Origin of the sequence: Pseudenemella bisphenolivorans (assembly GCF_051133435.1) — a bacterium.
Taxonomy (GTDB): domain Bacteria; phylum Actinomycetota; class Actinomycetes; order Propionibacteriales; family Propionibacteriaceae; genus JAAYAO01.
Genome location: NZ_JBPGNY010000008.1, coordinates 12,159 through 35,200 on the forward strand (window position 1 = coordinate 12,159; position 23,042 = coordinate 35,200).

The window sequence follows — 23,042 nt, forward strand, 5'->3', positions numbered from 1 at the left end:
TCGGTTACGCATGCTTTAGTCGTTCTAGAAGCTGCACCAGAATGCCTGCTGACCTCGCGAAAGGGTTTGCGTTGTTCACTCCACTACACCGAGCACTCGGGCTCGAGCCCGGTGACCTGACTCCCGAGCTCATCGACCGCGTAGTCCAAGGTCGAGTGACTGAGCAGGCTGACCTCGATTGGAAGCGTGAGGACTACAACAAGCGAGATCCTAACTACCTTGATGAAGCAGCCAAAGACATTGCTGCAATGGCAAACAGCGGCGGTGGGTGGATCGTTCTCGGGATCGATGAAGATGGCGGCGACGGGGCCACCGAGATCCTTCCATTGGTTTGGAGCCCGAGTTCCCAGCAGCGACTGTTGGACGTCGCCTATACCCGTATCGGCCCACCGGTAGTCGGCTTGGAGTTCTTCCCAGTCGCACACGGCGACGGGCATGTGGTGCTGATTCACATTCCCGACTCACCGGATGCCCCACACTTCGCCCGCCAGGGTAAGAACGCGCTCATCGCACCTCTGCGCAATGGACCGCACACCGTGTTCATGAGTGATCGAGAGATCGAGCGTGGTTTCCGTGAGCGCTTCCAACGCGCGTCTGAACGCGAACGGCAACTCCACACAGCATTTGAGCAGGCAGCCCAGGGACTCAACCCTGACCAAGGCGTCTGCCTCGTAATCGCAGCGCTTCCCGTCCGCTCCTTCCGTGCCGCCCCACCTATGACAGAGAACACGGCCTACCAATTCGTGCATCCCACGGTGCCACCAGGTCTGCTCCAACCCACAGCTACGACTCCGTACGCATCCGGTGCAGCAGTAGTTCGCAAGGGCCTGCGTCAGTGGCGGATCCGTAGCTCTGAGGGATCGGCCTTCCCTTACAGAAAATCGCTCCACGATGACGGCGCAGTCCTCGCGGGGTACCGCTTAGGAGCGCTCACGGATGATGAGCGGGGCGCTCAGTACTACCCGGTCGGCCAGCCAAACCATTGCCGGTCGGTCGACGTGGAGTCAGCACTAGTCGACTTCATGGCCACGCTTCGGGACTATTCGACCGAACGACAGATAAACAGCGGCTATCGCGTACGCGCTGGTTTGCTGGGCAACCCAGACAAGCCTGTCTACATCCGTACCACCGATCCTCGCATAAGGGACTTGTTGAACCCCGAAGATGCCGTCGAGCCGATCCACCACTTCCAGCCCGTGACCATTGACCTCGACCCACTTGCCACGGTCGATTCGTTCCTTCCAGATCTGAATCAGTTCGCGCGCGACATCGTTAACCAAGGCGGCGTCTTGAGATTGCAGCGCATCGCCGAGCCACCAGAGCTGTCCTGATTTCGGTCACCAGTTATCGGTCAATTCCTCGATCCCGGTGTGGTGGCAGCGGCGCTGATGTGTCTTGTGTCGGCGATATCTGGGGTGCTTGCCCCTGCTCAGAGTGTTCCTGCGCGCGGGTGCGTAGCGCCTTGGCACGCGCCAACAGCGCATCGCTGGCACTGATGTCGCCTTGATCGACCACAACGGTTTCACCAGGATCGGTGACTGGGGTGTCGTTCGGATCAGTACGGGTACGAGCCGCCAGCTGATTCACCCGCTCAAGGAGCGTCGCTGGCGTCTGGTCCTCGTGAGTTGGGACTTCGGTGACTTCCGTGGCACCGAATGCCAGCATGCGGCCCTTGTGGCGGCTGGCTGCGACATACAGGCCGGCGTTGTCCATCCCGTCGACGTCGATGATCGTAGTCCCGTGCTGGTGTTGACCATCGGGTAGTTGCCAGTCGGCCGACACGGTGAGCCCTTCAGCCTTGTGGGCGGTCATCGCGTACCCGAGCTGCAGGCCCCCCACACTGATGTACTCCTGATCCAGCACTGCGGTCCGCCAGGTAGGACCGTCGGGGCCTTCGGCTTTCCACTGCACAGTCACGCCGTGATCGGGATGCGTGTCTGTGACGAGAGCACGTTGACCATTCACGACGGCTTGGCCGCCGGTGAGTCGTCCTTGGCGGTCGTTGCGGCGCAGCATCACCTGATCCCCAACACCGAATCGCTCCACACGGCCGGCGGCGAGATGCCATTCAGTGACGTTGCTAACTTCTCCTTGCTGTTCGCGCATCCCTTGGACGGTGGCGTTGAGTCGGTCAACGGATTCGTTGGTGCCGGCGATCATCACCACACCCTCCAGTGCCGTCCAAGCATCCGGGGCTCCGGTGGTCTCGGCCCGCCACGTGGCGGCCATGTCTGCCACCTTCTCGTCGATCGTGTCGACTTCGATGAGACGGCCTCGGGTGTGCCAGGACTGCAACGCACCGAGGAAGTCACCATCGCGCCACCGGGCGAGGGCGTTGCGCTCATCCACGTACTTCTGGCGGCGGTTCTCGGTGAGTTCTGGGCCCCCCAACTTGGTGTGCAGGACACCGAAACTGGACCCACACCCCACACCGCGCAGCTGCAGGTGGTCGCCGACCTCGACGACCTTCGTCCCGGTCTCCGCGGCCAACAAGTACAGGTGGGCGCGGGCGCGGTCGTCGGTCAGGTTCGCCTCGTCAACCACACAAACCTGCACCCCATCCAGCAAGTTGGTGCCGTTGTTGGCCTCAAAGAGGACCTTGGCGATGGTGACCGACTCAATACCGGACTCCAACTGCAGATTCTGCGCCGCAACCCCCGCCGTCGCCACACCCAACACCCGGTGCCCACCGGCCTCCCACGCGGTGTTCGCCGCCCGCAACAACGTCGTCTTCCCCGTCCCCGGCGGACCCAACAACGTCTCAATCGCCCGACCAGAGCCGGTCAGCTGGAATACCGCGCGGGCTTGTTCCTCAGACAGTTCGTAGCCCTGGGTGACCTCAGTCAACTCCACCGCAGCCTGCGCCACCTCGACCTCGACGGTGACGAAACCATGAGTCTCTTCGGCGCGGGTGAAGATGACCTTCTCCGCATCGATCACATCCTGGGTGGTCAGCATCGGGCGATCATTCGGCCGGCCCTCGATCGCGACAAAACGATCATCAGCCAACACCGCGTTCGTGAGCGTTTCGATCTCTTCGATGCTTTCCGCACCAGTGGGGAGGCTGTCGGCAACGACCGCCACTGCCTCTAACCATCCAGCGCGGCGCTTGTGCGCGGTCAACCCCGTCTCGGGATCCAACAAGCGCTGTCGGATCTCCTCAACCCGGTCATGATTCGGCCGCCCCTCCCCCTGTTGACCGGGGCCGTGGAGGGCGGCGTGGACCATGCCAGCCACATCCAGACCGAGGTCGTGGGCGCGATGCGCCCAGTGCTCCCGCAGCGTCGCATCACTCGCAGCCGAGGAGTCTTCTTTCCCGCCGCGGGCGTGGGCCTCAGCGATCCGTTTCGCCGTCGACGAGGCGGTGGTGTTGTCGTAACCCAGCTCCGTGAGCATCCCCCGGATGTTCGCACCCCGGCGACTGAACGCCACCAACGTTTCGTCCGGGATCGTGGCGACCTCCCACGCCCCCGTGCGGTCATTGCGCGCCCACTCCACCCCGTACTGACGGGACAACTCACCCCGCACCAACGCCTTCAACACGTGATCAACAGTCGGGGCATGGTTCATCAACTCCCGCCCACCCGCAGCAACCGTCGACCACTTCCCATCCTCGGCCTGGGTGAGGTTCGCGATCGTCACATGCACATGCCAATGCGGATCCCCAATCGCCTCCCCCGCCACCGGGCGGGCCGAGCGGTGCACCATCGCCCACCCCGCAAACCCCGAACCCACCACCCGACGGGCGGTCTTACCCTGGCCATGTTTGCCGCGCATCTGAAACGACGTTCGACCCTCCAACCACCCAAACGTCTGAGTCACACACTGGGCGTACGTGTCCTCAATCCGATCCGCCGTACCGTCCTCAGCGAACGCCAACAACAAGCTGTTCGACTTCGGCAACGTGAACGCAATGTCATACCCCGCATTACCCACCACCTGCCGACGCGGCACCACCTCAAAGCCCTCTAAGCCTTGGTCGTCCAGCACCCCGCGGACCTCCCACAAGCCTGCGACTGCCTTCTCAAACACCCCCGCCGGCCACACCACCTCCACATCCAACCCGACCGCGTCCGCGATCCGCCCCGCATCATCCGCCCGGCGTTTCGCGCCATCGCCCAGTCGCTCCACCGCCCGCTCCGCAGACGCGAACTCCCGCGCCAACCGCTCATTACCCAACAACGCGGTGGGGGTTACACCTTGTTCTTGGGCCCTCTGACGGACCGCAGCCACCAACGGCGCCAACGGCACCTTCGAATCCTCAAACACACCCAACTTCGGCTTCACCAGCTGCTCCCCCGTCACCGGATGAACACCAGCCATCAACGACCGCGCCTTCACAAAATCTTTCGGGGCAAGCTCGCTGCCGGGGGCAATGCCCAACGCCGGCAACGCTGAACCCATCCATCTCAGCGGACGCTCACGCGCATCAGTGCGGTAATCAAAACCATGATCCGAGCACCCATGATGCCCACCCAAACGGTAGTCAATCTGCGCCGCCGAACCGTTCAACCGAACCACATACGCCAACGCAACCACCCCCCGTATCCGTCGAGGATACCTTAGTGCAAACCGCTTTTGTCTCTTTTGTTGGTGACTGGTGCTTCTGAAGGGTTGCGGGGTGTGGATGGTGTTAGGTTCGGGTGGTCCATCGGTGTACTACGGTGAAAGCGGTTACTGACTTCCAACTGCTTGAGGAGTAGACGATGGCCACCGCAGCAGAAATCCGAAAACGCGTCCGCGACGCCGAGAAACGCCGCGTGCAAGCCCGCGCCGAGGCGGCGATCCAAGTCGCTGACGCCGCCGCCCGGCTCACGGCTGCGGAAGAAGCCCTTGTGGCCGCCATGGATGACCTCGAACAGGCAGTGAGTGCTGCGGTGTCCGATCAGGGGTACGGAGTCGAAGAACTCGCCCAGGTCACCGATGTGGACCTGCGACGCCTGCGGTGGCCGCGCAGCGTCCAGATACTCCGCGACACACTCAAGGGCACCGGCCGCAAGACCGACCGTGATGATGAAAACCAGGGTGAGCCTGACTCCGAGGAGGTGGCACGTCATGCGCCCGCTGAGCCCCACCACTGAACACATCCTCCGCCGGGCCGTCACCAACGAAACCGTGATCGCCCGCTACACCAAACACATTAAGACCGTGGCTGGCATGGCCTGCCCCAAGATCTGGACCGGGGCGATCTCCGGCAACGGACACGGCCGGTTCTGGCTCGCAGACACCGCCGACGGCCGGGCCGTCACGATCATCGCCCACCGCTTCGGTTGGGCACTCCACCACGGCGTCGACTCCCTCCTCACAGTGGAGGTCGTCTCGCACAGTTGCGACAACCCCCTATGCCAAACACCCGAGCACTGGCAGCCCCGCACCAACGCTGACAACCGCCGCGAATGGGCCCAACGCCGCCGCACCCCCGGCAACCCGCTGCGCGACCGCCGCGGCGCACGCGGCCGCGCCACCGAAATCCGCGACGCCGCACGCCTCAGCAACAACGTCCTCGTCATCGCCCAAACCGGCCTCGGCGACGACATCCACCAAGACCACCTCTTCTCCGACAACCACCTTGAGGAGTCCTGATGAACACCACCAACGGACTGTCCGCATCCATCATCGAAACAGCACTACACCGCACTATCACCGAACACACCCCCACCGAACAGGCGAAGGGTGTCGAAGTGATCACTCCCCCGATCGACATCGTGATCGACCTCAACCAGAAGGAGAGCAGCGGCGATGAGTGAGCCCCAGCGCGTCAGTGGCCCCGCCGACATCGTGGGCACCATCCCCCACCTGTTGAGCTACCACCCCACTGATGATCAACTCGTTGTCTTGGCACTCGGCGAATCCGGTTCCTTAAAAGTCACCATCGGCCTGAACTGGGAAGAAGCGCTCGGCCCCGATCTCGATCAGGGCCCGAAGATGGCCGACTACCTCCATACCCGCGTCAACGCCGCCACCTACCTCGTGGCTGCCTACGGTCCTGCCGGACAAATCCGGGCCGAACGCCTCGCCAGCGCGCTCTCCCACCATGGCAACACCCCCGCTGTCTTCGCGGTAGACACCGCAGCTGGCACTTTCCTGATGAGCGACGGCCACACCTGGGGCGACCCAGAACCCATCGTTGACCAAGGCGACCAGTTCGCACTGCGCGGGGAAAGTGTCGCGGCCCGTGACCGGCAAACAATGCTAGACCGCTACCGCCCCCTCGAGACCCCGACCTACCCCGTCGCGTCCGCGGATCTCGCCCGCCGGATCGATACCTCCTTGCCATCAGTTCGTGTGGCCAGGTGCCGAGAACTCCTCGACCAACTGTCCCAGCCCGGCCATCAGCCGACACCCGATGACCTGTCCGAACTGGCGCACACCACTCTCAGCGCTAGCGTGGTCCGTGACAGTGTCCTCATCGACGTTGCAAGCGACCCTGCCAAGAGAGAAGTAGTCGCCTCGCTATTCACCGGAGCACCCGGTGAGTATCGCGGGCACCTCGCACCTGTAGCAGCCACCGCTATCTACTACGGCGGTCATGGTCCCGCCGCCCAAACAACCCTCCAACACACCGCGGAAGGGTCTCCCCACGCTTCGCTCGGCAAGCTGATCGATGCCTCGATCGAAGCAGCCGTCCCGCCGGAAAGTTTCCGCGCAGCAGCGATGGCCGCCAACCCCATCGATCTCGGTGCGGCAGATCGCATGTTTCTTGCAGAGCGCGGGCAAAGCATTCGTGAGCGGTCGAGGGGGCGGCATCAGCAGCCTCAGCGGGACGTTACGACACCCTCTCCACCGGCTTCTCTAGGCCCTCCAGATCGTGGATTGGATCGGTGACTGTCACCGACGGTCAAACTCACTAGGTGGCGTAGCTCGACCAATCGGCGGCTGGCCGTGGACCGGGCCGACAACGAGGGTTGCGCGGCTGGAGCCCAACGCGCAGCTTTTCCGCCACGGCTGCCCGTCCCGCTCGGTGCTGGCCACCCATGGGCTGGGCTCAACCCGGCCAGGCTCGAGACTTCCACCACAGTCTTCCATCCGGAGCCAATTCGACTGTCAGAGGCAGGAGGCATGGTCGAGTCAGTGAGCAAGAGAACATCATGCCGCCGAAACATCCGCCGCGCACAAGAGGCGCAGCCCGCCTTAGATAGATACGCTCAGCCAAGATCCAGGAGGAAGCATTGCTGACATCAGTCGAAATTTGCACCGGTGCCGGTGGCCAGGCGCTTGGCTTGGAACAAGCGGGGTTCGATCATCTGGCCGCAGTCGAGATCGACCAGCACGCATGTGCCACCTTGCGCGCAAACCGTCCTGACTGGAATGTCATCGAACAAGACCTGCTGACATGGGACCCCACCGGATACGAGGACGTGGACTTGCTGGCCGGCGGCGTTCCATGCCCTCCCTTTTCCAAAGCCGGTCGACAGTTAGGCGCTGACGATGAGCGCGACCTGTTCCCCCGTGCAATCGAATTGGTAGGAGCACTACGACCCAAAGCAGTGATGCTCGAGAACGTTCGTGGCCTCCTCGACATCGTGTTTCAGACCTACCGCACCGAGGTAGAGAACCAGCTCAAAGACCTGGGCTACGCGCCTGGATGGAAGCTACTGAACGCCTCCGATTTCGGGGTTCCGCAGCTACGTCCGCGCGTCATCTTCGTTGCTATCCGAAAGGATCTGGGCCGCACATTTGAATGGCCGACACCCGACCCACAAGTAGTAGCACCAACGGTTGGGGAAGCGCTGCGAGACCTTATGGGAGCCAATGGCTGGGAAGGTGTAGACGAGTGGGCCGAGCGCGCAAACACCATTGCCCCAACCCTCGTCGGCGGCTCGAAGAAGCACGGCGGCCCTGATCTTGGGCCTACCCGAGCTCGCCGGGCCTGGGAAACACTTGGCGTCAACGGTAAAACTCTCGCCGAGGAGGCGCCGGAGCCGGGATTCACCGGAATGCCTCGCCTCACCGTCGAGATGGCCGCACGCATACAGGGCTTTCCTCCTGAGTGGAAAATCACCGGGCGCAAGACAAACGCATACCGTCAGGTCGGCAACGCCTTTCCCCCTCCCGTGGCCAAGGCCGTAGGAGAACAGATCAAAGCAACCATCCTGGGCGCGAAGAACGGTCTCCAGGTTGTCGCATGACGTCGCTGATCAGCAGTGCACGTAAGGCGTTCCACCAGCGCCTCATCGATGACAACACACTGTCCCTATCGGCCGACAACGTGGCCTCCAACGCCGACGGCAGCCAGAAGACAAGCAGGAACATCGCACTCAGCATCGCCACCGACATCGGTGCACATGTCGTGCCGAAGAAACTGGATGGGCAGCGGGCAGGCCATCTGTTTGAGCGCGCGGTCCAGCAATTCCTCGAGATTACCTTCCCTCAACTGGGAGCCATCCGGCCCGGCAACTGGCGCATCGAGGATGTCGGTGGTTCACGTGCGGAATACCAAGTCGCCCGGTATGAGCCCTACACACACCTTGATGATCTCGCAACGGCCATCCGGCAGAATCCGATGCTTGCTTCTGTACTTGGCAACTCCTACGAGATCAGTCCCGATGTACTCGTGCTGCGCGAGCCGGAGCCGGATGCGGTCATCAACCGCGATGCCGCGATCGTCGATGACGACACTGCCCAGCACACAGTTATCCGCAGTGCCAACCAGGAACGTGCCATCGTTCACGCCATCGTGTCGTGCAAGTGGACGCTGCGGTCTGACCGTGCTCAGAACGCTAGGTCTGAGGCGCTGAATATGATCCGGAACCGCAAGGGACGCACACCGCATATCGTCGTAGTCACCGCGGAGCCCACACCGTCGCGACTCGCGTCGCTAGCGCTGGGTACCGGTGACGTGGATACGGTGTACCACTTTGCGCTGCCTGAGCTGACGAAGGCCGTCCAGGCAAGCGGAAACGACGAAGCCGAGTCCATGCTCGGGATCCTGGTAAGCGGGAAACGGCTCCGCGATATCAGCGACCTTCCCCTTGACCTAGCGGTCTAGGCCATAACTCCGCCGTTCAGTTGACGGTCCCGTCCGGCTCGGCAGCGGGCCACCGTGAGGTCAACACCGATGACGATCCTGCCATGATCAGGATTCAAGTCACCGACGACAACCGTAGGAGGAAGATGAATGGCTGGTGTGCCCTACGTCTCCCATGTCAAACTCTTCGCGAACGCTCATTCGGCCATGCTCTCGGCCATTGAGCTCTTCAACAAGCCTCGCATCGAGTATCGCAACGAGACTACTGCCATCCTCGTCACGAACGCTTGGGAGTTGGCGTTGAAAGGCCTCCTGCGCCGTCACAGGGTCCGTATCTTCAAGAAGAAGGAGCGCGGCCGCCCTTACGAGTCCATCGGCCTTGATCAGTGCCTCGAGGTCGTGCGCAATCGTAAGCTGTGGCCCGCATCTCTAGACGGTGCCGCGACCGCCGTGAACATTCAGGCACTACAGGGATTCCGAAACCGGGCAATCCATCTTTACAACGCTGACGGGCTCGGCACGGTCATCTACTCCTACCTTCAGCAGGCTGTGCTCAACTTCCGGGACTTCTTAGTAGCAGTTAACGGTAGAGACCTAGCAGAGTCGATCACGTGGGACCTTCTGCCGCTAGCTGCGACCACACCCAGTGAGGCAGTTCAGTTCATGAGGGTCGATCCCGACGCCAGGACGCTTCCCGCAATCAACGAGTTCTTAGTGGAGCTGCGGCGAGGAATCGAGTCGGTAGAAGACATCGGCGGGGATACCGGCCGAATCTACACCTACTACGACGTTGCCCTGCACTCAAAGAAACGCGCAAGCGCTGCGGATTTGTCTGTTGCGGTTGACCAAGATGCCGATGGCAAGATCCTAAAGCGCACCTACGACCCCAACGACGGGCATCCACTCACCGCCACCGAGCTCCTCAAGAAGGTGAATGCGAAGCGCAAAGCGAAGCGCGACCTGACTACTCACGATAGAACCGCAGCCGTTTGGCACAGCAACATGCGGGAGAACCCGGAATATGCTTGGAAGCACTCCACTTCGCTGAGCCACGTGTACTCCCACGCCGCCGTCGCATTTCTGGTTTCCCAGCCTGACACCTACTACGACGAAGCCCGCAAGGCATACAAAGAACACCTTGCCCAAAGACGATCCACTGGCTAGCGATCGCCCTACCGGCAGATAGAACCTGCGGAACCCCGCCCACTCAACACGCCCACTTGCGGGAGCTATCCGCTAACGCTCAGTCTCAACTAGGGGCAGAGCACAGCAGGCACTCGCTCTGACCATGACAGCTACAGCAACCAGCCACGCAATGATAATAAAAGGCTGCAGCCGTAGTGGCGCGCTGGCGAGTGCTCGAAAGGACCACGTTGACCGTCACACCACGGGCGTGCTCTCTCCCTTCCGCGCCAGCCGTGCCGCCTTCCGCTGCTGCAACCGTGCTGGCGATTGGTAAACCTCGTCGAGCACTTCCGCCATTAACTCGATGATCTCCTCGGCTTCTTCCTTGGTCACCGGGTCTGCAAAGTCGCCGTGAGCCATGTCATTACCGAAGTGACGAACCTCGTGAGCCTGCTCCTTCGTGTGATTCCGAATGCGATCGCTCGCGTACAAACCATCGATACGTTCCTCTAAATTCCTGCCCTTGGCGTCGCTGTGCTTGCACGTCGCTTCAATCACGGCACGGGCTAGCGAGCCAACCGCCCGAAAGGCTCCGGCACTGAGGCACAGAGTCGCCTCGGACGCAGCTTCGGCGATGTGAGGAGGCACATCTTTGAACTCGACGATCTCCTTGTACCTCGGCATCCACCGAGGCGCTCTCCAGTTGCGCGCATTCGCAGCCTCTGGGCCGGATACTTGCGTAGAGGTTCTCTCGTTACTCGACAACGTTTCGGCCGCCAGACTCAATCGAAGGCAGTTCTGACACTTGTACGCGGCTTCAATATGCAACCTGCTTCGCGCCACGATGAAATGCAGTCCGCTTGCGGCGTCCATGTGGCTCAAGGTCCCACAATGCCCGCACGTAGTACTTGCCATGCCTTTAACCTTATGACCACTGCCCTGTTTAAGGAGCGACTCCGCTGCTCGGGAGTTTTCAGTCAGCTTCATTCCTTGAGTATTCCTGGGATTGGATTACCGAGGTTAGACCCAGAAACCAAGGCCACGCGGCAAATATTAGGAGCCAGTATGCGCAGTTGATGAGGAGGACGTGTCGCGGGACACGTGCCAGCAGCCCGGATCGCGCGGCACTCTTGGAGCCTGGCTCGGCCGCTCCGCTTCAGTCATGTTTGCCTCGGTGGTGTCATCGCTCACAGGCTTAATCGTGTCGGTCATCATGGTCCTTTCTCAGGGCCGACCCCTACACAAAAAATCTGACACCCTCATGCTGAACCCCGCGGGCTGCCCGCTTCCGAATTTGCTCCGGCCTTGGAGCAGTTCCGGGAGTGGCACAGGCTGTCGCCGACGACCTTCAACCGACGCTCACGCAGTGGCAACACCAGGTCAGGTTCGGCCGTCTCATTTCCTTGGTTACGAGGCAACCACCACTGAGACACTCCTCCCTCGGTACTCGAGGGCCGAAAGTGCGTCACAAGTCGGTACGAAACTGAGCGCGTCGGACCAAGGGTGGAGCGCCAACTTCTGAAACACTCAGTGCGTGTCAGTCGTTGGATACGCCAGAGTCAGCACCACTCACCAATCACTCACCGCACAAACTGATGCCTTGACTGCGGCCGGGTGCGACCGGATCTTCACCGACAAACTCTCCGGCGCCCGTGACGATCGCCCTGGGCTGGCGGGTCTTCTCGATTACGTCCGGCCGGGTGACACGGTCGTGGTCGTCGCATTGGACCGGTTGGGCCGCTCGCTGTCCGGAGTCATCCGCACGATCGAGACCCTCACCCGGGCAGAAGTTCTGCTGCGCTCCCTACGTGAGGGAATCGACTACACCACTCCCGCCGGTCGGATGCTGGCCGGGATCTTCGCCTCCCTGGCCGAGTACGAACGCGACCTCATGCATGAGCGCGCCGCTGCAGCACGGGAAGCTGCGCGTCGACGCGGCCGCCACACCGGCCGGCCAGCCAAACTCACCCCCGCCCAAGCGCGCCAAGTGCGTTCACTCCGGGAGGGTGGGGAGACGATCGCCGAGCTGGTTCGCAGTTTCGGGGTCTCGCGCGCCACCATCTACCGGGTACTGAACGCCCCAGACCTTTCGACAGCCAGCACCGCAGCGGAGGCCACGCGATGAGCAAAGACGATCTACCCGTACCTGCCGGGTACGCCGACTTGCTCGAAGAGCTGAAGCGCACCGTTGCGGAGTCGCGGTGGCGTGCGCAGCGCGTGGTCAACACCGAACTCATGGAGATGTATTGGCAGATCGGCCGAACCATTCTCACCCGCCAACAAGCGGAAGGATGGGGTACCGCAGTGGTGGAACGGCTCTCTACGGATCTGCGGTCAGCGTTCCCGCAGATGCGCGGGCTGTCGCGCAGCAACCTGTTCTACATGCGCTCCTTCGCCGAAGCGTGGCCAGATGGAGTTGTCCAGCAACCTGCTGGACAACTTCCCTGGGGCCACATCATGGTCCTGCTGGACAAGACCACCGATCAGCCTGAGCGGGATTGGTACGCCGCCGCAGCAGCCGAGCACGGCTGGTCGCGCAACGTTCTGCTCAACCAGATCATGAACCGCCTCCACGCCCGTACCGGCGCCGCCCCGTCCAACTTCCCGACACGACTGCCATCAGCCGATTCCGAGCTGGCGCAGCAGCTCACCCGAGATCCCTACGTCTTGGACTTCCTCGACCTGACCGAACAAGCCGCCGAGCGCGACCTCGAGGCCGCGCTGATGAAGCACCTCCAAGACTTTCTTCTCGAACTCGGCCACGGCTTCGCCTTCGTCGGCCGTCAATACCACTTCGAGGTCGACGGCGACGACTTCTACATCGACCTGCTCTTCTTCAACTGGGTCCAATCTCGCTTCGTCGTCGTCGAACTCAAGATCGGCCGCTTCGCCCCTGACCACCTGGGCCAGCTCGGCTTCTACGTCTCCTGGGTCGATGAGAACCTGCGAGACCACGACCGCCACTCCCCCACCATCGGAATCTTGATGTGCGCGGGTCGCAACGACAACGTGGTCCGCTACTCCCTTGCCGGCACCAACCAGCCCCTCGCCGTCGCTGATTTCAACTACGACGCCCTGCCCAAATCGCTGCGCGAAGTCCTGCCCACCGAAGCAGAACTCTCCGCCGCTGCCGGCGAAGCACTCTCCCAGGTTGAGGAACGGTATTAGCCCGACACTTCAGAACTGCGGCTCAACACTCCTACCCTGATCGACAGCCTGATCACCCGTGCCTATTACCAGCTGCACCGACCCCGCTGAATGCCGCGACCAAGGCACTCACGGGAACCTGAAGAACACGTGGCCCGCCGCGGCCACTCCCTGGGGCACATATCAAAGAACGGTCGTCCAGTAATCCCAGAATCGCCAGGCAATGAGCGCGATGACGAGAATGTACCAAGCGGTGAGTATTGCCCCGCGATACTGCTGCAGCAGAGTGATCGTTCGCGAGCCGGGCGATGCGTCGTCGCGCTGGAGGCTGCTCATGTTGTGGACGGTGGTGTGCCAGAAGATCGGGATGGTCACGGCCCACACGATCATGCAGTAGGGGCACAGTGCGCCGATGACGAAGAGACTTTGGAAGATGAGCCAGTGCACGAACACGATCGCGAAGGTGACTGCGGCCTGGACACCCACCCAGAACCAGACGGCGAATCGTGCTCCGGCCAGCACCGCGGCCCCGACAACCGCAACGGCAGCGAACCCGGCGATCCCGATGATGGGGTTGGGTATGCCGAACGCGGCCGCTTGCGGTGTGAGCATGACCGACCCGCACGACAGCACGGGGTTGATACTGCACGTCGGAACGTAGTCCGGGTTCTCGGTGAGCGCGATCTTTTCCACCAGCAGTACGACCGCCGCGATCAGGCCGATGAGACCAGCCACCGTGAACAGCAGGCCAAGACCACGGCTGCTGCGGTCGATCGTCGTGGCGTGCTGACCGGTAGGAGTGGCCTGGTCAGTCATTGAGTGCGGCATCAAAGCTGTTCTCCAGATCGGCGAGGCTCTGAGGGTCGAGCCGTTCGCCGTCGAGGAAGAACGTCGGAGTGCCGTTGACGCCGAGAGTCTGACCGTCCTGGATGCTCTGCTCGACCCTCGCCGACGTGGCCGGGTCGTCGTAGGCGGTCGCAAAGCTCTCCATGTCCAGACCTAGATCCTCGGCGTAGCCGAAGAAGGTCTCGCGCTGCGAGGCCTCTTGGTGACCCCACTGTTCCGCGGTTTCGAACAGTCGCTGGTACATCGCCTCGAACTCACCTTGCTCAGCGGCCGCCTCCGCGGCCAAAGCCGCGTTGAGCGAGTTGCCATGCAACGGCATGTGGCGCACGACGAAAGTGACGCGGTCGCCGTAACGGTCCCGCAGATCCTCGATCACCGGGTACAGCGCCACACACCCCTCACACTCGAAGTCCAAAAACTCCACGAACACCGCCTCACCACCGTCGGACAGTCGAGGGCTGTCCTCACGCACCAACGGTTCCGTCCCCATGCCTGCGGTCTCGGAGGTGGCGGTGGGTCGGTCGTCGCGGTTGGTGAAGACCAACAAGCCGACCACAACCACGACCGCGGCAACGATCATCGCCACCGACAGTTTCCGACTCCGACTCATCAGGTACCTCCTACAGCAGTGAGACGATTCGACGACACCGCACTGCCCTTCCCGGACGCAACCCCCTTTCGGGGAGTGCGAGCGGCACGCAGCCCGTTGGCGATCACGACGACCTCGGCGAACTCGTGGACGAGGACGACCGCTGCCAAGCCGAGCACACCGGTGATTGCCAGCGGCAATAGTACGACGATGATGGCCAGGGACAGCACGATGTTTTGGTTGATGATCGTCCGGCCGCGGCGCGCGTGCCGCAGGCCGGCGGGGAGCAGGTTCAGGTTGTGGCCGGTGAAGGCGACGTCGGCGGATTCGATGGCCGCGTCCGACCCGGTTGCTCCCATCGCTATTCCCACGGTGGCTCCCGCCAGTGCGGGGGCGTCATTGATGCCGTCGCCGATCATCGCGGTCGGCTTCTTCCTGGCGAACTCGGTGACGAGGCGGGCTTTGTCCTCGGGTCGCAGTTCGGCGTGCACGTCGGTGATTCCGGCGATGTCGGCCAAAGCGGTGGCAGTGCGGGTGTTGTCGCCGGTGAGCATGCTCACCTCGATGCCCTGACCGCGCAGGTCAGCTACGACCTCGGGGACTTCGGGGCGCAGTTCATCGCGGATCCCGATCGCACCGGTGATGGCGCCGTCGAGGGCGACGAGGACGCAGGTCTGTCCCTCGGCTTCCAACTCTGCGACGCGCGTCGCGAGGGGGCCGGGGTCGAGCCAGCGGGGGCTGCCGACCCTGACCCGGTGGTTGTCGACGAGGCCGGTGATGCCGTGCCCGGCTTCCTCCGAGATCTCGTGTGCCACCGGGACGGATTTCGCGGCGGCTGTGATGGCGGCGGCCAGCGGGTGGGTCGAGTGCTGTTCGATCGCCGCTGCGTATGCCAGCACCTGATCGGCGTCGATTTCGCCGGTGGGGATCACCGCGGTGACGGTGGGCTCGTTGCGCGTGAGGGTGCCGGTCTTGTCCACAGCCACGTGGCGAATGCCGCCGAGGCGTTCGAACGCGGCACCGCTTTTGATGACGACACCGAACTTGCTCGCCGCCCCGATCGCGGAGACAACTGTCACCGGCACCGCTATCGCCAGCGCACACGGACTCGCCGCGACCAGCACCACCAGGGCACGGGTGATCCACAGCTCGGGGTCTCCGAACAGCGATCCGAGCACCCCGACGAGGACGGCGAGAATCATCACCCCGGGCACCAGCGGGCGAGCGATCCGGTCCGCGATGCGCGCTCGGTCGCCCTTCTCAGCCTGAGCCTGCTCGACCAGTTCCACGATCGTGGTCAGCGAATTGTCGGTGCCCGCCGCGGTCGCCTCGACCTCCAACACTCCCGCGGCGTTGATCGCACCGGCAGAAACCTCGTCACCGGGCTCGACCTCGACCGGGATCGACTCACCGGTGATCGCCGAAGTGTCCAAGTTCGACTGCCCCGACGAGACGATCCCGTCGGTGGGGACCCTCTCCCCGGGCCGGATCAGCATCACCTGCCCAACCGTGATCTCTTTCGCAGGCACCTCCACCGACACGCCATCACGCCGGATGGTGGCGGTCTCGGGCACGAGCTTCAACAGCGCCCGCAACCCCGAGCGAGCTCGGTCCATCGCTTTGTCTTCCAGCGCTTCGGCAATGGAGTACAAGAAAGCCAGCGCCGCTGCCTCTTCGACATACCCGAGGATGACCGCGCCGGTCGCGCTGATCGTCATCAACAAGCCGATGCCGAGCTTGCGCTGGGTGACCAATCTGCGAATCGCGCCGGGCACGAACGTGGATGCGCCCAGCAACAGACCGACCCAGAACACCACTGCCGCTGTGGTTTCCAGCCCGGACCACTCCAGGATCAGACCGGTGACGAACGCGACCCCGGAGAATGCCGGCACCAGCACAGCAGGGTCACGCCACCACGGACGTTCCACCTCGTCAGCCTCACGGACCGGTGTGACGGTCGGGTCGTCGCAGCCACACGCCTCACTCATGAAACATCCTGCGCAGACGCGTTCGGCGCATCGCAACAGCCTGGGACGCTGCACGTGGGGTCAATGCATGGAACGTCCTCATCCACCGCCAGCGTCACGTCCACCAACGCCGTCAACGCGGCCGTCAGGTGAGGGTCGGCAATTTCGTAGCGCGTCTGTCGACCTTCCGCCTCCGACACCACGATCCCGCACCCCCGCAAACACGTCAGATGGTTCGACACATTCGTCCGCGTCAGCCCCAACTCCCGCGCCAGTTTCGCCGGATACCCCGACCCCTCCAGCAACGACAAGAGAATCCTCGACCGTGTCGGATCCGCCATCGCACGACCCAACCGGTTCATCGCATCCAGACGTGAAGCAATAGTCAGCATGCAGTGACCATACAGCAGATAGTGACCTATCCGTGGCGCCTCACCCCGTGATGGACGGCCCTCAGGCCAAGCAGCCACAGCACGCATCGACCTTGATAGATCGCTGCATTGCGATATCATCGCTATATGACGGTACAAAGAGTGTGGGTCTCGCCGTTGGATGAGGTGGCGACGACCGCGTACGCGCACTTGTTCCAAGCACTCGCCGAGCCCACGAGGCTGGCAATCGTGCAACACCTCGCATTTGGGGAGCACCGGGTTCGTGACTTGGTCGAGCACATGGGGCTCGCGCAATCGACGGTGAGTAAGCACGTCGCTTTCCTGCTTGAATGCGGGTTGCTCGCAACCCGTCCCGAAGGGCGCGCCACGTGGTACTCACTGGCCGAGCGCGATTTGCTGCGGGATCTCATCGCTGCCGCGGAGGCCATCCTCGATGCCACCGGAACTCAGGCGGTGCTGTGTGCGCATTTGCGACCCGGGAACCGGGTCACGACCAGGCGGGGAGACAAATAGTCATGGGGGCTGGACACAGTCACGGGCCGGTCGTCGATGAGGCCAGTCTCCCGGGTGATTTCCGTAAGAAGTTGTGGATCGCGTTCGGCATCACCGCCACCATCGTCGTGGCCCAAGCTGTCGGATCGGTGATCACCGGCAGTCTCGCGCTCTTGACCGACACGGCCCACGCCATCACCGACGCGTCCGGACTGCTGGTCGCGCTGATCGCGGCCACGCTGATGCTGAGGCCGGCAAACCCCAAGCGCACCTGGGGGTTTCGTCGAATCGAAGTGATCGCCGCGCTGGGGCAGTCGGTCCTGCTGCTGGTCGTCGGTACCTATGCCGCGATCGAGGGCATCAGACGCATGTTCGAGCCGCCGGACGTTCCCGCCGGCGAGCTGCTCGTTTTCGGCATCATCGGGCTTGTCGCCAACATCATCGCGATCACCGTCCTCGCATCGAGCCGGAGCGCGAACCTGAACATGCGCGCCGCATTCCTCGAAGTCCTCAACGATGCGCTCGGTTCACTGGGGGTGATCGTCGCCGCCATCATCATTGCCACGACCGGTTTCCAGCAGGCTGATGCCATCGCGGGCCTACTCATCGCTGCGCTGATCGTTCCTCGCGCAATCAAACTCATGCGCGAAACGGTGCGAGTGTTGATGGAGTTCACTCCGCGGGGGCTCGATCTCGATGAGGTGCGTCGACACATCCTCGCCTTGGAGCACGTGAAGGACGTGCATGACCTGCACGCATCAACGGTCGCGACCGGGCTTCCCACGCTCACCGCGCACGTCGTGGTGGACGACAAATGCTTCACCGACGGCCACGCCGCCGCGATCTTGCACGACATCAAGGAATGTGTCGCCGGCCACTTCGAGGTGTCGATCCACCACTCGACCTTCCAAATCGAAACCCAGCACATCGCCGAGCACGAACCGTCCACCACGAAACACGCGTAACTTTCCGCCGCCAACCGGACCATCGGTCGACCTCGTCGGGACTGGTCAGGTCAGCTACGTCCAACTCTCCGACCTTGCACTGGTTGATACGTCCCGGCAGCAACAATCTGGATGCCGAGCACACGCATGCACGATCGCGCCCCGTTCGACCATGCATCCACAATCTGCACATGCCATTTTCATGAGTCCAAGCTACCGAACGACCCAGAACATGCAGCACCGCCGCTTTGGGCTTCAACTCCTTCGATCCGATGGAGGAAGCGAGCCAGCGACGAGGATCGCGAAGTAGTTGGGATATCGATAGCGGCTACCCGAACCGCTTCACCCTGCTGGAGGGTGAAGCGACAACCGTCGAACGCGGGTGCTTCTGCTGAACATGTAGTAACGTGGGAAACGGGAAACATAGTTACTCCCGTATCTAGGAGAGTTTATGTCGGAGAAGACGCCGGAGCAGCGGGCAGACGAGGCAGCAGAGGAATTGGCGGCATCCGGGGAGGCGGTGACAGCGCGGGCGGTGCGGCAGCGCTCCGGAGTGCGGATGACGGTGGCTGCCGAGGCCGCGCGGGTATGGAATGAGCGCCGCCAAGCGGAAGGTGCGGTACCGGTGGTGCCGGAGACGCTGGTGGTGCGCGTGGAGGCGATTTGGCGGGAGGCGTACACCGCGGCGCGGGCTGAGTTCGACACCGAGCGGGCGGGTTGGCAGACCAAGCTGGAAGCCGTGGAGGCGGAACGCTCTTCCCTGACAGCCGATATCGATCAGCTGGAGGGGGAACGCGACCAGGCCCGGACCGACGCGGCGACCGCGATCGAAGAGTTGGGGCAGTACCGGTCACGGGCCGATCGTGCCGAGGCGAGTGTGGAGGCGTTGCAGGCCGAGTTGGAGCGGGTGCGCGCCGATGCTGCTGCTGCCCGGGAACGAGCCGACGCCCAGGCCGCGGCGGTGACTGAGCAGCGATCGCGCGCCGATCGAGCAGAAGCCCGCGCACAGGCTTTGGAAGAGGTCAAGCCGAAGGACGATTGACCCGGCTTCTCCTGGGGGACGTGACCCAAGCAATGGCCGGCCCGCGCCTGTGGTGTGGGCCGGGCGAGGGAGCGGGTTGCGTGCGACCCGCTCCCCCCTCGAGGCTCAGGCGGTGGCAGCGATCCCCTCCCCCTGGGGTTGAGTGAAGGCGTCGGCGAGTAGGTGAGCGGCCTTGAGCGCATTCTTGGCGGTGGCCTTGACGAGGTCGGTGTCGCAGTTGCTCCAGCCGGCGACGTAGCCGACGCTGTAGGCGCTGGTGTCGAGGCCGAGGAGTCCGGCGACGATGTAGGCGACCGATTCGGCTTCGGTCTCTGCGGTGCCGCGGTGGGCGATGTAGTCGGCCAGGTCGTGGTCGGCGTGCAGGATGACGTGGGCGGCTTCATGGAGTGCAGTCTTCGCGGTTTGCGCTGGGGACATTCCGTGGTTGACCACGACGCGGCGGGTGCCGTCGATGGTGGTGTACCCGTTGAGTTCGGGATTGCCAGTGTCTTCGATGCTGAACTGCCACCCCTCCCCCGCCAACCAGTCCGCGACCTGGGTAGTGATGTTGTGCGGATCTTCGCCGGTGAGGCGCTGCGCGATCGTGTGAGGGTCGGCAACGTCGGGGTCGATGGGTTCGGTTTGGGTGATGTCGAACACCGAGACGGGAAAGAAGCGGACGCGCTTGTGGGTCTTTTCGTTGCCGTTGTCGTCTTCTTCGGTGATGGTCACCTCTCGGCCGCCGAAGATGCGGATCGACTTTTCGCCTTTGCGGACTTGTCGGCCGCGCTTTTGCCAGGACCGGTACCCGGCAACCTTAGTGGCGGCGGGGTTCTGGGCGAGGATCAGCAACAGGTTGTTGAGGCTGTAGGAGTGGAACGACTGCGCGAAGGCCAGGAAGCGTAGCCACTGGTCAGAGTCGCGGAGTTGTTCGATCTGGTGGGTGAGGGTCTCGTGCAGCTGCGCGGCTTCGGCTTGGCGCTTTTCGATCTTTGCGGTGGTGGTGTTGCGTGCCATGTCTGGGTCTCCTCCCGATTGGTCGTCCCCCTTCTTGGGACAACCGCCGCGTCTTTTAGGGAGGGGTGCGGGGTCAACCGTGGTGCCGGGGAACGGAGAGAAGTTTTCGCAGCAGCGTCAGCGGCCCCGTAAGGGGGCAAGAAAAGTTGTCGAGTACCGCAAGGCCGCAGGCACCGCAGGTGCCGAAGAACGGTTGATGCCGGGCCCCGCCCTCAAAGACGATGAAGGGTCCCAAGAAGGGTTACCGGTATCCCTCTACAGGGGTCTTTCGGCCCAAAGGGCCGACGTTGGCAGGCGCAGCCTCAGTGACGCCACCTGGCTATGCGACGTTTCACGTGGGAGTTTCGCGGGCCTTCCCTTCATTGCACGGTCGAGGAGTTCGGAAGTGCGCGCCAGACACCCCTTCGATGCGCCTGAATGCGCGACCAGAACCGCCTACCAAGGAAGGGCGTGCCTACGGTCAGTAAGTGCGTCGGCGTCCCACCGAAACAGGCGGGAGCCTGTATTCCGCATGAGCTGATCATGGCGCGGCCACCCTGCGAGTTGGCTCGAAGCGAAATGTGCCACAAGCTGTGGCACTTCCCCGCCCATCCCCTACTTCGACCGTCCATGCTGCACGGGGGTGCATCAATCCATCGTGTTGTCAGTGTTCGTACACGTCGCGACGGTGGCCAGCTCGCACGACCGTCACGGTCAGCTCAGTGTCGAACACGTCGTAGATCACCCGGTAGTCCCCGACTCGAATCCGCCACGCTGTCTTCTCACCGACAAGCTTCTTTGACCCTCGGGGCCTGGGGTCTTCCGTCAGTTCCTCGATGCTGTCGAGGACGCGATCACGCGCCACGCGGGGTAACTTTTTGATCTGCCGCGCTGCCGCGGCAGTGAACTCGACACGGTAGGTCACGAAGCCAGATCAGCGCGCAGCTCATCTAGGGTCACACGGGTGCCGTCGTCGGACGACTTGGCATCACGGTAGGCGCGAACGTCGTGGGCCATCTCGAACTCTTCAAGTGCTTCGAGGTCGGCAACGCTCACCACGACCGCGGCCAGTTTCCCGTTGCGGGTGACACCGATGCGCTCTCCTGCGTACATCGCACGGCTCAACACGTCGGAGAGCTGGCTGCGCAGTTCACGGGTGGTGACTTCACTGCTCACGGTATCCATATGAACATTGTAGCCCCTGAGGCGCTTGTGTACACGTGCAGTATCGCGCCGAGAGGGGCCGTGTTCGAGCCCTCCCCTAGCAGACCCCCATGCTGAAGAAGCGCCGACTTAGGGCATGCCTTAACGCGCGTCTTACTTTGTGCTTTAGGTCGCGCCCTGTGTGAGTGACTGAGAGTCAACCTATGACTAACCCTAGGCGCGCACTACGGCGTGTCTTAAGGCATGTCATGGGTTCATGCTGTAGGACTCTTCTTATGACGATGGCTGGGGCATTAAATCGGGTGGTCACAGTCGCCAACGGCAAAGGCGGCGTGGGTAAAACCACTACGGCGTGCAACTTGGCGGGGTTAGCCGCGGCTGCGGGGTGGCGAGTTCTCTTGGTGGACTTTGATCCTCAGGGCAACGTGGGCCACATCCTGGGATACAGGTGGCGTGATGAGTCCGACGGGGGCGAGCACATGGTTGATGTGCTCATGCACGGCAAACCCTTGACCCCACTCCTAACGGATGTGCGCCCCAATCTGGACGTTGTTCCAGGTGGCGAGGCCTTGGACTCACTGGAAGATTTGCTCGCCGGGAAGCTGAAACGAGGCCAGGGTGTTCACTCGCTCCTCGCCGATGCCTTGGCACAGGTGGCAGGCGATTACGACCTAGTTGTCTTTGACACCCCGCCGACGCGGCCGTTGCTGCTCCGGCTTGCGCTGGGGGCGACGCGATGGATCGTAGTACCCACCCGCCCTGGCAGGACCAGCATCGAAGGCTTACGGGCACTATCCGTCGACATGGCAGCGGTCAGGGACACCAACCCGCAGCTCGAATTGCTCGGCGTGGTGTTGTACGACGTCGAAACCAACGCGAAGGTTATCCGCCGCAACGCGATAGAAGACATCAAGAGTGCACTCGGGGGAGTGGCACCGATTTTCGACTCCGTGATCCGGCATGCCTTGGCGCCGGTAGTTGAGTCGGAAGAGCAGGGCATCCTCCTGCACGAGGTGGCCGAGCGGGTTGACAACGCCGAGCCCTACTGGAAGGCACTTCAGGAGGGTCGCAAACCGCAGCGTGTTCCGGGCTCGGCTCCTGCTCTGGCTGATGATCTGGTGCTGCTCACCGATGAGATCCTGCGGGCCATCGCCGCACGCGAAGATGCTGTGGAGGTGACAGCATGACTGACCGCCCCCAGCTCCAGCCTGTTCCCGGACTCGCGCGTTCTACCAAAATTGTCGGGCCACCACGGCGAAAGCCTGCTGAACCAGACGTACCGGTTGCAGCGCCGGAACCGACCAAACGACGGGCCTCTAGCCCGGCTAAGTCGGTGCCTCCTTCGGCCTCCGGGTTCAAACGAGTGACTCTTTCGCTTCCTGTGGCTGTGG

The 23,042-nt window shown here is 62.8% G+C and carries 23 protein-coding genes; 14 read left to right on the top strand and 9 right to left on the bottom strand.

Annotated elements, in window-relative coordinates:
* Positions 1 to 41 precede the first annotated feature (41 nt).
* The gene (locus ACR4XW_RS15635) at positions 42 to 1,331 is read left to right on the top strand and encodes an AlbA family DNA-binding domain-containing protein (protein ID WP_434761506.1); all 1,290 of its coding nucleotides are present in this window, start codon (positions 42 to 44) and stop codon (positions 1,329 to 1,331) included.
* A 13-nt stretch (positions 1,332 to 1,344) separates the two neighbouring features.
* Here ACR4XW_RS15635 and mobF read toward each other — a convergent pair whose 3' ends face one another.
* Positions 1,345 to 4,521 carry a MobF family relaxase gene (gene mobF, locus ACR4XW_RS15640; protein ID WP_434761547.1) on the bottom strand — a complete coding sequence of 1,059 codons (3,177 nt, stop codon included), beginning with the start codon at positions 4,519 to 4,521 and terminating at the stop codon, positions 1,345 to 1,347.
* Between the two features lie 185 nt (positions 4,522 to 4,706).
* Between mobF and ACR4XW_RS15645 the strand changes: the two genes are divergently transcribed.
* From ACR4XW_RS15645 to ACR4XW_RS15675, 7 genes are all read left to right on the top strand, one after another.
* Positions 4,707 to 5,081 carry a hypothetical protein gene (locus ACR4XW_RS15645; RefSeq protein WP_434761507.1) on the top strand — a complete coding sequence of 125 codons (375 nt, stop codon included), beginning with the start codon at positions 4,707 to 4,709 and terminating at the stop codon, positions 5,079 to 5,081.
* Complete coding sequence (locus ACR4XW_RS15650; protein ID WP_434761508.1) at positions 5,056 to 5,583, top strand: hypothetical protein; 528 nt, start codon at positions 5,056 to 5,058, stop codon at positions 5,581 to 5,583. The genes ACR4XW_RS15645 and ACR4XW_RS15650 overlap by 26 nt, the downstream gene beginning before the upstream one ends.
* A complete protein-coding gene (locus ACR4XW_RS15655) occupies positions 5,583 to 5,747 on the top strand; it encodes a hypothetical protein (RefSeq protein WP_434761509.1) in 165 nt (54 codons plus the stop codon). The genes ACR4XW_RS15650 and ACR4XW_RS15655 overlap by 1 nt, the downstream gene beginning before the upstream one ends.
* Positions 5,740 to 6,825 (top strand): DUF4192 family protein, encoded by a 1,086-nt coding sequence (locus ACR4XW_RS15660; RefSeq protein ID WP_434761510.1) that lies wholly within the window; start codon positions 5,740 to 5,742, stop codon positions 6,823 to 6,825. The genes ACR4XW_RS15655 and ACR4XW_RS15660 overlap by 8 nt, the downstream gene beginning before the upstream one ends.
* A gap of 344 nt (positions 6,826 to 7,169) precedes the next feature.
* A complete protein-coding gene (locus ACR4XW_RS15665) occupies positions 7,170 to 8,129 on the top strand; it encodes a DNA cytosine methyltransferase (RefSeq protein WP_434761511.1) in 960 nt (319 codons plus the stop codon).
* A complete protein-coding gene (locus ACR4XW_RS15670) occupies positions 8,126 to 8,989 on the top strand; it encodes an NgoMIV family type II restriction endonuclease (protein ID WP_434761512.1) in 864 nt (287 codons plus the stop codon). The genes ACR4XW_RS15665 and ACR4XW_RS15670 overlap by 4 nt, the downstream gene beginning before the upstream one ends.
* Positions 8,990 to 9,118: 129 nt before the next feature.
* Positions 9,119 to 10,132, top strand: a complete 1,014-nt coding sequence (locus ACR4XW_RS15675; protein ID WP_434761513.1) for a DUF3644 domain-containing protein — start codon at positions 9,119 to 9,121, stop codon at positions 10,130 to 10,132.
* Positions 10,133 to 10,348: 216 nt separating this feature from the next.
* Here the strand turns inward: ACR4XW_RS15675 and ACR4XW_RS15680 are convergent, their stop codons facing one another.
* Positions 10,349 to 10,966 carry a DUF4145 domain-containing protein gene (locus ACR4XW_RS15680; RefSeq protein ID WP_434761514.1) on the bottom strand — a complete coding sequence of 206 codons (618 nt, stop codon included), beginning with the start codon at positions 10,964 to 10,966 and terminating at the stop codon, positions 10,349 to 10,351.
* Positions 10,967 to 11,627: 661 nt separating this feature from the next.
* Between ACR4XW_RS15680 and ACR4XW_RS15685 the strand changes: the two genes are divergently transcribed.
* The gene (locus ACR4XW_RS15685) at positions 11,628 to 12,218 is read left to right on the top strand and encodes a recombinase family protein (protein ID WP_434761515.1); all 591 of its coding nucleotides are present in this window, start codon (positions 11,628 to 11,630) and stop codon (positions 12,216 to 12,218) included.
* Positions 12,215 to 13,261, top strand: coding sequence for a PDDEXK nuclease domain-containing protein (locus tag ACR4XW_RS15690; protein ID WP_434761516.1), 1,047 nt, complete (start codon positions 12,215 to 12,217; stop codon positions 13,259 to 13,261). Before ACR4XW_RS15685 ends, ACR4XW_RS15690 begins: the two co-directional genes overlap by 4 nt.
* A 162-nt stretch (positions 13,262 to 13,423) precedes the next feature.
* Here the strand turns inward: ACR4XW_RS15690 and ACR4XW_RS15695 are convergent, their stop codons facing one another.
* The 4 genes from ACR4XW_RS15695 to cmtR are packed head-to-tail and all read right to left on the bottom strand — an operon-like array spanning position 13,424 to position 17,034.
* Entirely contained in the window at positions 13,424 to 14,056 is a 633-nt protein-coding gene (locus ACR4XW_RS15695) for a vitamin K epoxide reductase family protein (RefSeq protein ID WP_434761517.1), read from the bottom strand.
* On the bottom strand, positions 14,049 to 14,696 hold the full coding sequence (locus tag ACR4XW_RS15700) for a DsbA family protein (RefSeq protein WP_434761518.1): 648 nt from the start codon (positions 14,694 to 14,696) through the stop codon (positions 14,049 to 14,051). Before ACR4XW_RS15700 ends, ACR4XW_RS15695 begins: the two co-directional genes overlap by 8 nt.
* Entirely contained in the window at positions 14,696 to 16,663 is a 1,968-nt protein-coding gene (locus ACR4XW_RS15705; RefSeq protein ID WP_434761519.1) for a heavy metal translocating P-type ATPase, read from the bottom strand. Before ACR4XW_RS15705 ends, ACR4XW_RS15700 begins: the two co-directional genes overlap by 1 nt.
* A complete protein-coding gene (cmtR, locus tag ACR4XW_RS15710; RefSeq protein WP_434761520.1) occupies positions 16,660 to 17,034 on the bottom strand; it encodes a Cd(II)/Pb(II)-sensing metalloregulatory transcriptional regulator CmtR in 375 nt (124 codons plus the stop codon). Before cmtR ends, ACR4XW_RS15705 begins: the two co-directional genes overlap by 4 nt.
* A 126-nt stretch (positions 17,035 to 17,160) precedes the next feature.
* Between cmtR and ACR4XW_RS15715 the strand changes: the two genes are divergently transcribed.
* The 3 genes from ACR4XW_RS15715 to ACR4XW_RS15725 all read left to right on the top strand — a co-directional run bounded on the left by ACR4XW_RS15715 (position 17,161) and on the right by ACR4XW_RS15725 (position 19,512).
* The gene (locus tag ACR4XW_RS15715) at positions 17,161 to 17,547 is read left to right on the top strand and encodes an ArsR/SmtB family transcription factor (RefSeq protein WP_434761521.1); all 387 of its coding nucleotides are present in this window, start codon (positions 17,161 to 17,163) and stop codon (positions 17,545 to 17,547) included.
* Positions 17,548 to 17,549: 2 nt separating this feature from the next.
* Positions 17,550 to 18,491, top strand: coding sequence for a cation diffusion facilitator family transporter (locus ACR4XW_RS15720; protein ID WP_434761522.1), 942 nt, complete (start codon positions 17,550 to 17,552; stop codon positions 18,489 to 18,491).
* Between the two features lie 430 nt (positions 18,492 to 18,921).
* On the top strand, positions 18,922 to 19,512 hold the full coding sequence (locus tag ACR4XW_RS15725) for a DNA-binding protein (protein ID WP_434761523.1): 591 nt from the start codon (positions 18,922 to 18,924) through the stop codon (positions 19,510 to 19,512).
* Between the two features lie 105 nt (positions 19,513 to 19,617).
* Here the strand turns inward: ACR4XW_RS15725 and ACR4XW_RS15730 are convergent, their stop codons facing one another.
* From ACR4XW_RS15730 to ACR4XW_RS15740, 3 genes are all read right to left on the bottom strand, one after another.
* Complete coding sequence (locus tag ACR4XW_RS15730) at positions 19,618 to 20,508, bottom strand: ArdC-like ssDNA-binding domain-containing protein (protein ID WP_434761524.1); 891 nt, start codon at positions 20,506 to 20,508, stop codon at positions 19,618 to 19,620.
* Between the two features lie 643 nt (positions 20,509 to 21,151).
* Complete coding sequence (locus ACR4XW_RS15735; protein WP_434761525.1) at positions 21,152 to 21,412, bottom strand: type II toxin-antitoxin system RelE family toxin; 261 nt, start codon at positions 21,410 to 21,412, stop codon at positions 21,152 to 21,154.
* A complete protein-coding gene (locus ACR4XW_RS15740) occupies positions 21,409 to 21,672 on the bottom strand; it encodes a type II toxin-antitoxin system Phd/YefM family antitoxin (RefSeq protein ID WP_434761526.1) in 264 nt (87 codons plus the stop codon). Before ACR4XW_RS15740 ends, ACR4XW_RS15735 begins: the two co-directional genes overlap by 4 nt.
* A 260-nt stretch (positions 21,673 to 21,932) precedes the next feature.
* Between ACR4XW_RS15740 and ACR4XW_RS15745 the strand changes: the two genes are divergently transcribed.
* Complete coding sequence (locus ACR4XW_RS15745) at positions 21,933 to 22,838, top strand: ParA family protein (protein WP_434761527.1); 906 nt, start codon at positions 21,933 to 21,935, stop codon at positions 22,836 to 22,838.
* The last annotated feature ends 204 nt before the right edge of the window (positions 22,839 to 23,042 follow it).